Origin of the sequence: Streptomyces sp. NPDC005878 (assembly GCF_040629815.1) — a bacterium.
Lineage (GTDB): Bacteria > Actinomycetota > Actinomycetes > Streptomycetales > Streptomycetaceae > Streptomyces.
This window is the reverse complement of the sequence record NZ_JBEXWK010000044.1, coordinates 20,858-34,634: the sequence shown is the minus strand read 5'-3', so window position 1 is coordinate 34,634 and position 13,777 is coordinate 20,858. Positions and strand designations below refer to the sequence as shown.

At 72.7% G+C, this 13,777-nt stretch carries 12 protein-coding genes and 1 riboswitch; of the genes, 6 read left to right on the top strand and 6 right to left on the bottom strand.

All coding sequences use genetic code 11. The features are described from left to right. Positions 1 to 27: 27 nt before the first annotated feature. From ABZ404_RS37425 to ABZ404_RS37400, 6 genes are all read left to right on the top strand, one after another. Entirely contained in the window at positions 28 to 519 is a 492-nt protein-coding gene (locus ABZ404_RS37425; protein WP_188275329.1) for an Lrp/AsnC family transcriptional regulator, read from the top strand. Beyond that, positions 504 to 1,883, top strand: a complete 1,380-nt coding sequence (locus ABZ404_RS37420; protein WP_358836749.1) for an aspartate aminotransferase family protein — start codon at positions 504 to 506, stop codon at positions 1,881 to 1,883. The genes ABZ404_RS37425 and ABZ404_RS37420 overlap by 16 nt, the downstream gene beginning before the upstream one ends. A 198-nt stretch (positions 1,884 to 2,081) precedes the next feature. Further along, positions 2,082 to 2,822, top strand: a complete 741-nt coding sequence (locus ABZ404_RS37415) for an ATP-binding cassette domain-containing protein (RefSeq protein ID WP_358836750.1) — start codon at positions 2,082 to 2,084, stop codon at positions 2,820 to 2,822. Continuing rightward, a complete protein-coding gene (locus ABZ404_RS37410; protein WP_358836751.1) occupies positions 2,804 to 3,955 on the top strand; it encodes a hypothetical protein in 1,152 nt (383 codons plus the stop codon). Before ABZ404_RS37415 ends, ABZ404_RS37410 begins: the two co-directional genes overlap by 19 nt. A gap of 59 nt (positions 3,956 to 4,014) precedes the next feature. Further along, positions 4,015 to 5,136 carry a Rossmann fold nucleotide-binding protein gene (locus ABZ404_RS37405; protein ID WP_358836752.1) on the top strand — a complete coding sequence of 374 codons (1,122 nt, stop codon included), beginning with the start codon at positions 4,015 to 4,017 and terminating at the stop codon, positions 5,134 to 5,136. Between the two features lie 143 nt (positions 5,137 to 5,279). After that, complete coding sequence (locus ABZ404_RS37400) at positions 5,280 to 6,203, top strand: hypothetical protein (RefSeq protein ID WP_358836753.1); 924 nt, start codon at positions 5,280 to 5,282, stop codon at positions 6,201 to 6,203. 592 nt (positions 6,204 to 6,795) lie between these two features. Here the strand turns inward: ABZ404_RS37400 and ABZ404_RS37395 are convergent. The 6 genes from ABZ404_RS37395 to frr form a co-directional block, all read right to left on the bottom strand. Beyond that, positions 6,796 to 7,818, bottom strand: a complete 1,023-nt coding sequence (locus ABZ404_RS37395) for an ABC transporter ATP-binding protein (protein WP_358836268.1) — start codon at positions 7,816 to 7,818, stop codon at positions 6,796 to 6,798. After that, entirely contained in the window at positions 7,818 to 9,428 is a 1,611-nt protein-coding gene (locus ABZ404_RS37390; protein ID WP_358836277.1) for an iron ABC transporter permease, read from the bottom strand. Before ABZ404_RS37390 ends, ABZ404_RS37395 begins: the two co-directional genes overlap by 1 nt. A 53-nt stretch (positions 9,429 to 9,481) precedes the next feature. Next, entirely contained in the window at positions 9,482 to 10,579 is a 1,098-nt protein-coding gene (locus tag ABZ404_RS37385; RefSeq protein WP_358836269.1) for a thiamine ABC transporter substrate-binding protein, read from the bottom strand. A gap of 76 nt (positions 10,580 to 10,655) precedes the next feature. After that, positions 10,656 to 10,765: riboswitch (TPP riboswitch) on the bottom strand. Positions 10,766 to 10,797: 32 nt separating this feature from the next. Next, entirely contained in the window at positions 10,798 to 11,904 is a 1,107-nt protein-coding gene (rlmN, locus tag ABZ404_RS37380; protein ID WP_358836270.1) for a 23S rRNA (adenine(2503)-C(2))-methyltransferase RlmN, read from the bottom strand. Positions 11,905 to 12,006: 102 nt separating this feature from the next. Continuing rightward, the gene (locus ABZ404_RS37375; protein ID WP_358836271.1) at positions 12,007 to 13,128 is read right to left on the bottom strand and encodes a phosphatidate cytidylyltransferase; all 1,122 of its coding nucleotides are present in this window, start codon (positions 13,126 to 13,128) and stop codon (positions 12,007 to 12,009) included. Beyond that, positions 13,128 to 13,685: a ribosome recycling factor gene (gene frr, locus ABZ404_RS37370; protein ID WP_358836272.1), complete on the bottom strand. Its 558-nt coding sequence runs from the start codon at positions 13,683 to 13,685 to the stop codon at positions 13,128 to 13,130. The genes ABZ404_RS37375 and frr overlap by 1 nt, the downstream gene beginning before the upstream one ends. Positions 13,686 to 13,777 lie beyond the last annotated feature (92 nt).

Below are 13,777 nucleotides of genomic sequence, written 5' to 3'. Positions count from 1 at the left end.
CAGACGAGTCGCGTGCACAGTGGCTTCGTGGCCAGTCGAAGCGCAGACCCCAGGACCGGAAACGGATCGTCCCCGTCGATCGATGCCGTGTCCCTGGCGATCATCGAGCAGCTCCAGGAGGACGGGCGCCGCCCGTACGCCGCGATCGGCAAGGCCGTGGGCCTGTCCGAGGCGGCCGTGCGCCAGCGCGTGCAGAAACTCCTGGACCAGGGCGTGATGCAGATCGTCGCCGTCACCGACCCCCTCACCGTGGGGTTCCGGCGCCAGGCGATGGTCGGCATCAACGTCGAGGGCGACCTCGACCCCGTCGCGGACGCCCTGACGGCGATGGCCGAGTGCGAGTACGTGGTGATGACCGCGGGCTCCTTCGACCTCATGGTCGAGGTCGTCTGCGAGGACGACGACCACCTGCTGGACGTCATCAACAAGCGGATCCGCGCCCTCCCCGGCGTGCGCTCCACCGAGAGCTTCGTCTACCTCAAGTTGAAGAAGCAGACCTATATGTGGGGAACCCGATAGCCGTGAGCAAGGACCTGAGCCAGACCGCCTACGACCACCTGTGGATGCACTTCACCCGCATGTCGTCGTACGAGAACGCGCCCGTTCCCACCATCGTGCGGGGCGAGGGCACCTACATCTTCGACGACAAGGGCAAGAAGTACCTCGACGGTCTCTCCGGCCTCTTCGTCGTCAACGCCGGCCACGGCCGTCACGAGCTCGCCGAGACCGCCTACAAGCAGGCGCAGGAGCTGGCCTTCTTCCCGGTGTGGTCCTACGCCCACCCCAAGGCCGTCGAGCTCGCCGAGCGCCTGGCGAACTACGCCCCGGGCGACCTCAACAAGGTCTTCTTCACCACCGGCGGCGGCGAGGCCGTCGAGACCGCGTGGAAGCTGGCGAAGCAGTACCACAAGCTCACCGGCAACCACACGAAGTACAAGGTCATCTCACGCGCGGTCGCCTACCACGGCACCCCGCAGGGCGCCCTGTCCATCACCGGGCTGCCCGCGCTCAAGGCCCCCTTCGAGCCGCTGGTCCCCGGCGCGCACAAGGTGCCCAACACCAACATCTACCGCGCCTCGATCCACGCCGACGACCCGGTCGCCTTCGGCCGCTGGGCCGCCGACCAGATCGAGCAGGAGATCCTCTTCGAGGGCCCCGAGACGGTCGCCGCGGTCTTCCTGGAGCCGGTGCAGAACGCCGGCGGCTGCTTCCCGCCGCCGCCGGGCTACTTCCAGCGGGTGCGCGAGATCTGCGACAAGTACGACGTGCTGCTCGTCTCCGACGAGGTCATCTGCGCCTTCGGCCGCCTGGGCACGATGTTCGCCTGCGACAAGTTCGACTACGTACCGGACATGATCACCTGCGCCAAGGGCATGACCTCGGGCTACTCCCCCATCGGCGCCTGCATCATCTCCGACAGGCTCGCGGAGCCCTTCTACAAGGGCGACAACACCTTCCTGCACGGCTACACCTTCGGCGGCCACCCCGTCTCCGCCGCCGTGGGCCTGGCCAACCTCGACATCTTCGAGCGCGAGGGCCTCAACCAGCACGTGCTCGACAACGAGGGCGCCTTCTTCGACACCCTCAAGAAGCTCCACGACCTGCCGATCGTCGGCGACGTGCGCGGCAACGGCTTCTTCTACGGCATCGAGCTGGTCAAGGACAAGCACACCAAGGAGTCCTTCAACGAGGAGGAGACCGAGCGCGTCCTGTACGGCTTCCTCTCCAAGGCGCTCTTCGAGAACGGCCTGTACTGCCGCGCCGACGACCGGGGCGACCCGGTGGTCCAGCTGGCCCCGCCGCTGATCTCCGACCAGAAGACGTTCGACGAGATCGAGGGCGTCCTGCGGCAGGTCCTCACCGAGGCCTGGACGAAGCTGTAGCCGCCCCGCGCCCTCCCGCGCGATTCGTCTGAACGCACCGGCCCGGTGGCCCCCATCCGAGTGAGATGGGCGCCACCGGGCCGCGTGCTGTCGGGACCGGCGCGCACGAGTCCCTACGGTGCCCAGTGACCGATCGGCCCTGCCTTCGTTCCCCCGTACGGGGGAGCAGGCAATCTGATCTGAACCGAGGTGTACGCCATGGTGGCCCCGCCGGACAACGATGTGCTCTGGGGACGTTCCCTGCACCACTCCCACGGTGGCTCGCCCGCCCTGAGCGGAGTCTCCCTCGGCATCCGCGAAGGGGAGATCCTGGCCGTCCAGGGCCCGCGCGGCAGCGGCAAGACGACCCTGCTGCGCGCCCTGTCCGGCCAGCTCGTCCCCGACCAGGGCGAGGTGTGGTTCAACAGCACCCCCGTCCACACCATGGGAGCGCTCTCGCGCGAGCGGCTGCGGCGCGACCGGTTCGCCTGGATCGACCCCGAACCCACCCTGGTGCCCGAGCTCAACGCCTGGGAGAACGCGGCGCTGCCGCTGCTGCTGCGCGGCATCGCGCACCGCACCGCCAAGAAGGCCGCCCTGGAGTGGCTGGAGCGGCTCGACATCGGCGCCTGCGCGCGTCGCCGCCCGCACGCCCTGCCCACCACCCAGCGCCAGCGCGTCGCGATCGCCCGCGCCCTGGTCACCGCCCCCGCGGTGCTCTTCGCCGACGAGCCGACCGCCACCCTGCACCGCGCCGAGGGCGCCCAGGTGCTGCGCACCCTGACGGCCGCGGCCCGCTCGCACGGCATCACCACGGTCCTGGCCACGCACGACGCGGAGATCGCCGCCCGCCACGCCGACCGTACGGTGTGGCTGCTCGACGGCCGCCGGGTGACCGCGGCGGGGCCCGCCGGCACCCCCGACCCGGAGGGCCGCGCCGCGTGCTCGCTCTCCGCCTAGCCCGGGGCACCCACCCGCTGGTCCTGCTGCGCCGCCTGCTGGTGGCCGCGGCCTCCGCGGGCGTCGGCTTCCTGCTCCTGTGCACCCTGGGGCACGCGGTGGCGCACCCCGGCGGCTCGGTGCTGCGGCTGCTGTGGTGCGCGGTGCCGCTCGCCGCCACCGTCCACTTCGCGGTCGCCGTGGCCCGTACGGACCCGAGCACCCGCCCCCGCCCCGGGCTCTCCGCGGTGGGCCTGGGCCCCGCACGGCTCACCGCGATCGCGGCGGCCTCCACGGCCGTGTCCTGCACCCTCGGCTCCACGGTCGCCCTCCTCGTCTATCTGCACCTGCGCGGCGACATCACCGGGCTGCCCTTCGACGGAGCGGCCGCCGGGCTGCTCGCCGCCGACCGGCCGCTGCCGCTGGCCGCAGCCCTCACCCTGCTGACCGTGCTGCCGGTGGCCGCGTCGGCGGCCGCCGGGCTCGCCCTGCGGCCGCGCAAGGAGGCGCCCCGCCCGCGCGGCAAGGAGCGGCCCCCCGCCTCCGTCCCCTCGGGGCTGCCCTGGGGCATCACCCTGATCACGGCGGGCCTGGCGATCGAGTCGTTCGCGAGCCGGGGCGGCCCGGGCTCCGCGCTCCCCATGCCGGGCCACCCCGACAGCAGCCCCGCCGGAGTGCTGGCCGGCTGGATCCTCACCGCCCTCGGCCTCGCCGTCGCGGGCCCGGCCCTGACCCATCTGTGCGGGCGGCTGCTCCAGATCGCGCGGCCCGGGGCGGCCCGGCTGCTCGCGGGACGGGTCCTGATGGAGGAGGCGCGCCGCATCGGACGCCCGCTGGGCGTGGTGTGCGCGGTGGCGTCCGCCATGATCGCCGCCGGTTCGCTGTACGGCGACGCGGCGGGCCCGCGGCCCTTCGGCCCGCTCACCGGCCTGGGAGCGGCGCTGGTGACGAGCTGCTCGGTGGCGACGCTGCTGACGGCGGCCCTGGAGTCCAAGCACCTGCGCGGCGACACCACCGAGGCGCTGCTGCGCCTGGGCGCCCCGGCCAGACTGCTGCGCGCCTCGGCCGCTCTGCGCGCGGCGGCGGTCGTGGCCCTGTTCGCCCCGGTGACCTGGGGCATCGCGGAACTCGCGGCCCTGCCCCTGACCGGCTGAACCGGGCCGTGCGGGCACCCGGCCGGTCCGCGGGTCCCGTGACGTTCTAGGGTGGCCCGATGGCCAGTGAAGACTTTCAGCGGGTGCCGGACGCACGGGACCGCGAGATCGAGTCCGTCGCCGAGTTCGACGAGGTGGCCGCGCGCGGCACGCTGGCCGGATACCGCCTCCAGTCCCTCGACCTGACGGACCGCACCAGTGTGCTCCTGTCGGCCGACACCGCGGGCGCCGTCTTCCTCGGCTGCCGGATGGCACCGGACGCCACCGCCAAGGTCCGGGCCGACGGGGCGCTGGTCTTCCCGCCCGTACCGGATCTGCCCTTCGACCCCTACCGGGGTCTGCTCTACACCCCCGACGAGCTGTTCGAGGACCTCGACAAGGGTTACGAGCACACGCCGGACGCCCGCTCGTACGCCTGGTTCCAGCGCACCAAGGCGGACGGCGACGTCTTCGCCTCCATGCTCCGCTCCATCCACGACGACTCCGTCTCGGACGCCCTGGAGGAACTCCTGGCCGGGACGCGGGTGGTGGGCGTGATGGGCGGGCACGCGATGGCCCGGGGCTCCGACGCGTACGCGGGCGCGGCCCGGCTGGGGCGCACCCTGGCCCGGTCCGGGTTCACGGTGGCGACCGGGGGCGGGCCGGGCGCGATGGAGGCGGCGAACCTGGGCGCCTACACCGCCCCGTTCGCGGACGCCGTGCTCGGCGAGGCGCTGGAACTGCTCGCCAAGGCGCCCTCGTTCACGCCGTCGGTCTCGGACTGGGCGCGGGCCGCCTTCGAGGTGCGGGGGCGCCATCCCCGGGGCGGGCTTTCGGTCGGCATCCCCACCTGGTTCTACGGCCACGAGCCGCCGAACGCCTTCGCCGGCCACATCGCCAAGTACTTCGCCAACGCCACCCGCGAGGACGGCCTCCTGGCCCGCTCCAACGCGGGCGTGGTGTTCCTGCCGGGCGCGGCCGGGACCGTACAGGAGATCTTCGACAACGCGACCCCGAACTACTACGGCTCACGGGGCGGGCCGACGCCGATGGTGCTGGTGGACCGGGACCACTGGACGCGGCACCTGCCGGCGTGGCCGCTGCTGCGGGCGCTCGCCGAGGACCGTCCCATGGCCGCGCGGATCGCGCTGGTGGACTCGGTGGACGAGGCGGCCGCCGAACTGGCGCGGCTGTCGGCCTGAGCGGCCCGGCCGCGGTACGGCATACGTCACACCGGGCCATACGTCCCACCGGGCAACGCGGGACGCCCCCGGCACGTCTGCCGCTGGGAAGCACGGGAGCGGGGAACGCCCGGTCCCCCACACATCGGTGAACGGAGCTTTGGGTGCTGATCGGCCTACTGACCGCGATCGCGGCCTCGATCTGCTACGGCACGGGCTCGGTCCTGCAAGCCGTCGGGTCCCGGAAGTCCGCGCGCCGCGAGGCGGCGGAGACGGCCCGCACCCAGCACGGCGGCCCCAGCCTGTCGTCGACCGCGAAGGCGGCGATGACGTGGGAGTTCATGGTCGGCACGGTCCTGGACTTCGTGGGCTTCGCCCTGGGCGCGCTGGCGGCCCGCCTGCTGCCCCTCTTCCTCTCCCAGACCGTCATCAGCGCCAACCTGGTGATCACGGCGGTCCTCAGCGTGCGCCTGCTGGGCCTGCGGCTGAGCCGGGCGGAGTGGGGATCCATCGCGGTGGTCTGCTCGGCCCTGGTACTGCTGGCCACGGCGGCGGGCGCGGAGGGCGGCGGCCACACGTCCCCGGCCACGCACTGGTGGCTGCTGGTGGTGTCGGTGCTGCTGATGGCGGGCGGCGCGGTGGCGGTACGCCTGCTGGGCGCCCGCGCGGCGATCGCGGCGGGCCTGCTGTCGGGCCTGGGCTTCGGCGCGCTCGGCGTCGGCGTACGCGTCCTGAACGGCGTGGACCCCTTCGACGTGGGCCGGCTGCTGGCGGACCCCGCGCTGTACGCGATCGGGGTGGCCGGGGCGGGCGGGATGTACCTGCACACGGTGGCGCTCCAGATCGGCTCGGTCAACGGGGCGACGGCGGCGCTGGTGGTCGGCGAGACGGTCCTGCCCGGCGCGATCGGCGTGCTGTGGCTGGGCGACGCGTCGCGGGCGGGGCTGGGGTGGCTGGCGGTGGCGGGGTTCGTGCTGGCGGTCGGGGGGGCGGTGGGGGTGGCGTGGTTCGGAACGGAGAGCGCACCCGCCGAGGAGGACCGGGGGGCCACCCCCACCCCGCCCCTTCCCGAAACCCTCCGGGGGTGAAGGGGCTCCCTGGGCGCTGATTTCGCCTGCGAGCCGGTGGGGGTTGGTCGCGCAGTTCCCCGCGCCCCTGGGGGTCCGGGGGTGAAGGGGCTCCCTGGGCGCTGGCTGGCCTGCGGGCCAGCGGGGGCCGGGGGCGACTCCGGGTACGGGCGCCGAGGCGGCCTCCGGAACCCCTTCGTCTGCGGCCCGGTGGGGGTTGGTCCGCAGTTCCCCGCGCCCCTGGGGGTCCAGGGGTGAAGGGGCTTCCTGGGCGCTGGCTGGCCTGCGGGCCAGCGGGGGCCGGGGGCGACTCCGGGTACGGGCGCCGAGGCGGCCCCCGGAACCCCTTCGTCTGCGGCCCGGTGGGGGCTGGGCGCGCAGTTCCCCGCGCCCCTGGGCAACTCCTGGTGCGGCACCATCAGTCCCTCCGGCGTTTGAGGAGCGGGGTCCGGGGCGGAGCCCCGCAGCCCACCGGGCCGCGCCGGGGCACGGGCGGAGCCCGAGGCGGGGTGCAGGGGCCGCAGGCCCCGCCGGGGGGTCGGGGGCGCAGCCCCCGGAAAACCCCTTCGCCCCCACCCACCCCCGGAGGGTTTAGGGAAGGGGCGGGGAGGGGCTAATCGCCCCCCAGCACCACCGTCTCCGCCCCATCGAACCCCACCCCCACCAACTCCCCCACCCCCGGCGCCTCCCGCACCCCGCACTCCGCCTCCAGCGGCGGCCCGGAGCGCGGGCGCAGGCGCAGCGCCACATGGCCGCCCCGGAACGTACGGGACTCCACCTCGCAGCTGAGCCCCTGCTCCGCCGGGAGCAGCAGGACGCCCCCGGGCCGCACCAGGAGCCGTACCGCGCCCTGCGCCGAGCCGGCCGGCACCGCCACCTTGCCCCAGGGTGTGGTGGCCGCCTCCCCCGACACCGTCGCCTCCACCACGTTCTCGAACCCCAGGAAGCGCGCCACGAACTCCGAGGCCGGCCGCTGCCAGACCTCCAGCGGCGTACCGCTCTGCGCGATCCGCCCGTCCCGCATCACCACCACCCGGTCGGCGAGCGCGAACGCCTCGCCCTGGTCGTGCGTGACGGCCAGCACGGTCGTCCCCAGCCGCCCGAACAGCGCCCGCAGTTCGACGACGAGCCGCTCCCGCAGCGTACGGTCGAGCTGGCCCAGCGGCTCGTCGAGCATCAGCAGCCGGGGCTCGGGGGCCAGTGCCCGGGCGAGGGCGACGCGCTGCTGCTCGCCACCGGACAGCGAGCCGACCGCGCGCCGGCCGGCGCCCGGCAGCCCCACAAGCTCCAGCAGTTCCGCGACCCGCTCGTCCCGCCTGCCACGCGCCACTCCGCGCATCCGCAGCCCGAAGGCCACGTTCCCGGCGACGTCCCGCTGCGGGAACAGCTGGTGGTCCTGGAACATCAGGCCGAGCCCCCGCCGGTGCACGGGCACCCCGGTCTGGTCGGCGCCGTCGAGCAGGACCCGCCCCGCGTCGGCGGGCTGGAGTCCGGCGACCACGCGCAGCAGCGTGGACTTGCCGCTGCCGCTGGGGCCGAGGACGCACACCGTCTCGTGGTCGGCGACCTCCAGGTCGACCGCGTCGAGCGCGGCCCGCTCGCCGAACCGGACCGTCACCCCGTCGAGCCTCAGCATCAGAATTCTCCGGTCCGGTCGGTGCGTACGCGTTCGAGGAGCAGCAGGGACACCGCGCACACCACCATCAGGATCGTGCTCAGCGCCATGGCCTGCCCGTAGTTGAGGTCTCCGGCCCGGCCGAGCAGGCGGGCCACCGCGACCGGCAGGGTGGGGCGGTCGGGGCGGGCGATGAAGACGGTCGCGCCGAACTCCCCGAGCGAGACGGCGAAGGCGAACCCGGCGGCGATCAGCAGCGCCCGCCGCACCAGCGGCAGGTCCACCTCGCGCCACACCCGCCACGGGGACGCGCCGAGCACGGCGGCGGCCTCGCGCAGCCGTCCGTCGACCGCGCGCAGCACGGGAAGCATGGTCCGTACGACGAACGGCACGCCGACCAGTGCCTGGGCCAGCGGTACCAGGATCCAGGAGGTGCGCAGGTCCAGCGGCGGCCGGTCCAGGGTGATCAGGAAGCCGAAGCCGACGGTGACGGCGGAGACGCCGAGCGGCAGCATCAGCAGGGCGTCGAAGCCGCGGACGAGGCGGCCGCCGCGCCGGGTGAGGGCCGCGGCGGCGAGCCCTCCGACGGCCACGGCGATGCCGGTGGCGGCCAGTGCGTACTGCACCGAGTTCCCCACGGCCTCCAGCGGCGGCACGAGGAAGGTGCCGCCCTCGCCGACGGTCCGGAGCGAGCGGAAGTAGCCGAAGCCGTAGCCGTCGGGGGTGTCGAGGGAGCGGGCGACGAGCACGCCGAGCGGCAGCAGGATCAGCAGGGCCACCACGGCGAGCACCGCCGCGAGCAGCGTCCACTGGGCCGCGCCGCGCGGGCGGCGGGCGGTGTGTGCGGGGTCGACGAGCTTCAGGGCGCTTTCGCGCCGCCGTACGGTCCAGGCGTGCACGGCGAGGACCGCGCCGACCGCGGCGAACTGGACGAGGGTGAGGACGGCGGCGGTCGGCAGGTCGAGGAGGTCGGCGGTCTGGCGGTAGATCTCCACTTCGAGGGTGGAGAAGGTGGGGCCGCCGAGGATCTGGACGACGCCGAAGGAGGTGAAGGTGAAGAGGAAGACCATCAGGGCGGCCGCGGCGACGGCGGGCCCGAGGGCGGGCAGGGTCACCGTGCGCCAGGCCGCGAGGCGGGAGGCTCCGAGGACCCGGGCGGCCTCCTCCTGGCGCGGGTCGAGCTGGGCCCACAGGCCGCCGACCGTCCGGACGACGACGGCGTAGTTGAAGAAGACGTGGGCGAGCAGGATCGCCCACACCGTGGTGTCCAGCCGTACGCCCCACAGCTCGTCCAGCAGCCCGCCGCGGCCGAGCAGGGCGAGGAAGGCGGTGCCGACGACGACGGTGGGCAGCACGAAGGGGACAGTGACCACGGCCCGCAGCAGCTGGCGGCCGGGGAAGTCCAGGCGGGCGAAGACGTAGGCGCCGGGCAGCGCGATCAGCAGGGTGAGGGCGGTGGAGGCGAGCGCCTGCCAGGTGGTGAACCACAGCACCTGCCCGATGTCGGGGTCGGTGATCACCTCGCCGATCCGGCCGAGCTGCCAGACGCCGTCGACGCGCAGCCCGCGGCCGACGATCGCGGCCACGGGCCAGGCGAAGAAGAGCCCGAAGAACGCGAGCGGCAGGGCCATCAGGCCGAGCCGCACCGCGTGCGCGCGCGCCTTCCCCACCCGGGGCGCGCGGCTTACTTCAGCACGAGCGAGGACCACGTCTTGACCCACTGCTCACGGTTCTTGGAGATCTTCTCCGGAGCGACGTCGTGCGTCTCGGTGACCTTGGCGCCGAACCGGGTGAACAGTTCGGGCAGCGCGGCGTCCTTCAGGACCGGGTTCACGAACATGGTGAGCGGCATGTCCTCCTGGAACTTCTTGGAGATCAGGAAGTCCAGGAACGCCTTGCCGCCGGCCTCGTTCCTGGCGCCCTTGAGGAGTCCGGCGAACTCGGTCTGGCGGAAGCAGGTGCCGGTGGCGACGCCGGTGGGGGCGTCGGTGGGCTGCGGCTTGGCGTAGAGGACCTCGACGGGCGGGCTGGAGGCGTAGGAGACGACCAACGGGCGGTCGCCCTTGGCCTTGTGGCCGCCGGCGGAGCCGGAGAAGTCCTGGTTGTAGGCCTGCTCCCAGCCGTCGACGACCTTGACGCCGTTGTCCTTGAGCTTCTTCCAGTAGTCCTGCCAGCCCTCGTCGCCGTACTGGGCGGCGCTGCCGAGCAGGAAGCCGAGGCCGGGCGAGGAGGTCGCCGCGTTCTCGGTGACCAGCAGGTCCTTGTACGCGGGCTTGATCAGGTCGGCGAAGGTGCTCGGCGGAGCCAGCTTCTTGTCCGCGAAGTACTTCTTGTCGTAGTTGACGCAGATGTCGCCGGTGTCGACCGGGGTGACGCGGTGCTTGTCCTTGTCGAGCTGGACGGCCGCGGGGACGGCGGCGAGGCCCTTCGCCTCGTACGGGGTGAAGACCTGGTGGTCGAGGGCGCGCGAGAGCAGGGTGTTGTCGACGCCGAAGAACACGTCGCCGCGCGGGGAGCCCTTGGTGAGGATCTCCTGGTTGAGGGCCGCGCCCGCGTCGCCGCTCTTGAGGACCTTGACCGTGTAGCCGGTCCTGGCGGTGAACTCCTTGAGCACCGCGTCGGAGGCGGCGAACGAGTCGTGGCTGACCAGGGTGACGGTCTTGGACTGGGTGGAGCCGCCGGTCTTGGTGCTGTCGTCGTCCTTGCCGCCGCACGCGGCGAGCGTGCTGACGCCGAGGGCGGCGGCGAGCGCGGCGGCCGCCATCTTCTTCGTACTGCGCATGGTGGTGATTCCTCCTGGAGTGACCAGGAAGAGACGCGGCCCCGCCCGCCGGGCGGCGGCGAGCGGGGCGCAACAGCTTGAGTGATGACCGAACTTCCTACCCAGAATGACCTGGGCGAGGTTCAGAGGGTCTGCGACCTGACGGTGTCGCACTCTCAGCGCTGTGGCGCTCCCCTGTCGGAATACAGATGTCGAGCTCTGCGGTTTTCGGGCTCAGACTACCTCTCGGAGGCGGCGAGCTGTCCGCACGCTCCGTCGATCTCCTGGCCACGGGTGTCCCGGACGGTGACGGGCACCCCGTGGGCCGCGATGGCCTCGACGAACGCCTTCTCGTCCTCGGGGCGCGAGGCGGTCCACTTCGAGCCCGGCGTCGGGTTCAGCGGGATCAGGTTGACGTGGACGCGCTTGCCCTTGAGGAGGCGGCCGAGCAGGTCACCGCGCCAGGCCTGGTCGTTGATGTCGCGGATCAGCGCGTACTCGATCGAGATGCGGCGGCCGGACTTCTCCGCGTACTCCCACGCCGCGTCCAGGACCTCGCGGACCTTCCAGCGGGTGTTGACGGGCACGAGCGTGTCGCGCAGCTCGTCGTCCGGCGCGTGCAGCGAGACGGCGAGACGGCACTTGAAGCCCTCGTCGGCGAAGCGGTGCATGGCGGGGACCAGGCCGACGGTGGAGACGGTGATGCCGCGCTGGGACAGGCCCAGGCCGTCGGGCTCGGGGTCGGTGAGGCGGCGGATGGCGCCGACGACCCGCTTGTAGTTGGCGAGCGGCTCGCCCATGCCCATGAAGACGATGTTCGACAGCCGGGCGGGGCCGCCGGGGACCTCGCCGTCGCGCAGCGCGCGCATGCCGTCGACGATCTGGTGCACGATCTCCGCGGTCGACAGGTTGCGGTCCAGGCCCGCCTGGCCGGTCGCGCAGAACGGGCAGTTCATGCCGCAGCCGGCCTGCGAGGAGATGCACATGGTCACCCGGTCGGGGTAGCGCATCAGGACCGACTCCACCAGCGTCCCGTCGCGCAGGCGCCACAGCGTCTTGCGGGTGGTGTCGTCGTCGCACGAGATGTGCCGCACGACCGACATCAGGTCCGGCAGCAGCTCCTCCTGGAGGCGGGTGCGCGCCGCCGCGGGGATGTCCGTCCACTGGGCCGGGTCGTGCGCGTACCGCGCGAAGTAGTGCTGCGAGAGCTGCTTGGCGCGGAACGGCTTCTCGCCGATCGCGGCGACAGCCTCTTTCCGCTCGGCGGGCGAGAGGTCGGCGAGGTGCCGCGGCGGCTTCTTGGCTCCGCGGGGGGCGACGAAAGTGAGTTCTCCGGGCTTCGGCATGGTCCCTCAAGTGTCTCAGACATACGGAAAGGGGCCCGCCGTCCTGTGGACAACGAGCCCCGACCGATGAACACGCAGGTCAGAGCCTTCCCTGCGGACTTTTCAGCTGCCGACGAAGGCGACGAGCAGCAGCCACACCACCGGCGCCGTGGGCAGCAGCGAGTCCAGCCGGTCCATGATGCCGCCGTGGCCCGGCAGCAGCGTGCCCATGTCCTTGATGCCGAGGTCCCGCTTGATCATCGACTCGCCGAGGTCGCCGAGCGTGGCGCTCGCCGCGACCGCGAGACCGAGCAGCAGGCCCTGCCACCACTGGCCGTCGTCGATGAGGAACTGCACGCACACCGCGCCCGCCGCCATCGCGAACGTCACCGCGCCCACCAGACCCTCACGGGTCTTTCCGGGACTGATGCGCGGCGCCAGCTTCGTCTTGCCGAACCGCCAGCCGATCGCGTACGCGCCGGTGTCGCTGACCACGGTCAGCAGCAGGAAGACGAACACCCGCCACGGCCCGTCGTCGGCGGCCAGCATCATCGCGACGAACGTGGCCAGGAACGGCACGTAGAACGCGGCGAAGACCCCGGCGGTGACATCCCGGAGATAGCCCTCGGGCTTCTCCGTCATCCGCCAGACCAGCACCGCGAGCGAGGTCAGCGCCATCGCCACCCAGGCACCCTCGGCACCGCGCGCGTAGCCGGCGACGACCATCGCCGCGCCGCCCACCGCGAGCGGCACGAGCGGCACCTTGATGCCCTTGCGCTCGTCCAGCCGGGAGGCCAGCTCCCACAGGCCGACGACGACCGCCACCGCGACCACACCGACGAAGACGGCCTTGACGACGAACAGCGACGCCAGGATGACCGCGCCGAGCCCGACGCCGACCCCTATCGCGGCCCGCAGGTCGCGCCCCGCCCGCTTCTTCTCCGGCTGCGCGGGCCGCTGCGGCTGCGGCGGAGTCGAAGGTGGTACCGAGCTGGGCATGGGCTCCTGCGGCGTCTCTTCGCGGAACAGGGGGCCGCTCACCCGAGCGGTCCCCCGGTCACGTTCTTCGCGGACCACGGCGTCTGTGCCCACGCCGTCGGTCACTGCGGGCATGGGCTGTGTCCGGGACGGGGCGTCATACGCATCGTAGGCAGCCCCCGCCGAAGGCACCTCCTGGGAAGGCCCCTGGACGGGTGGCCCCCAGTGCTCGGGTCGCGGCGGAGCCCCCCAGGAAGAGTCGTTCATCAGACCTCTAGCAGCTCTGCTTCCTTGTGCTTGAGCAGCTCGTCCACCTGCGAGACGTACTTCGCGGTGGTGTCGTCGAGCTCCTTCTCCGCACGGCGGACCTCGTCCTCGCCGGACTCCTTGTCCTTGACGAGCTTGTCGAGGGCGTCCTTGGCCTTGCGGCGCACGGAGCGGATCGACACCTTGGAGTCCTCGGCCTTGGTCCGGGCGACCTTGATGTAGTCCCGGCGGCGCTCCTCCGTCAGCTCCGGGAACGTCACCCGGATGATGGAGCCGTCATTGCTCGGGTTGACGCCCAGGTCGGAGTCGCGGATCGCCTGCTCGATGTTGCGCAGCGCGCTCTTGTCGAACGGGGTCACCACCGCCATACGCGGCTCGGGCACCGAGAACGAGGCCAGCTGGTTGATCGGCGTCAGCGCACCGTAGTAGTCCGCCACGATCTTGTTGAACATCGCCGGGTGCGCACGGCCGGTGCGAATCGCGGCGAAGTCCTCCTTGGCGACCACGACGGCCTTCTCCATCTTCTCCTCGGCTTCGAGGAGGATTGCTTCGATCACCACTTGCTCCTGCATGTCTTGAGTGGGCCGGGAGTCGTGTCGGCTGCTCGACGGCCCTGCGTAACCCGCGTCTTTCCCTGCACGGTGTCCGA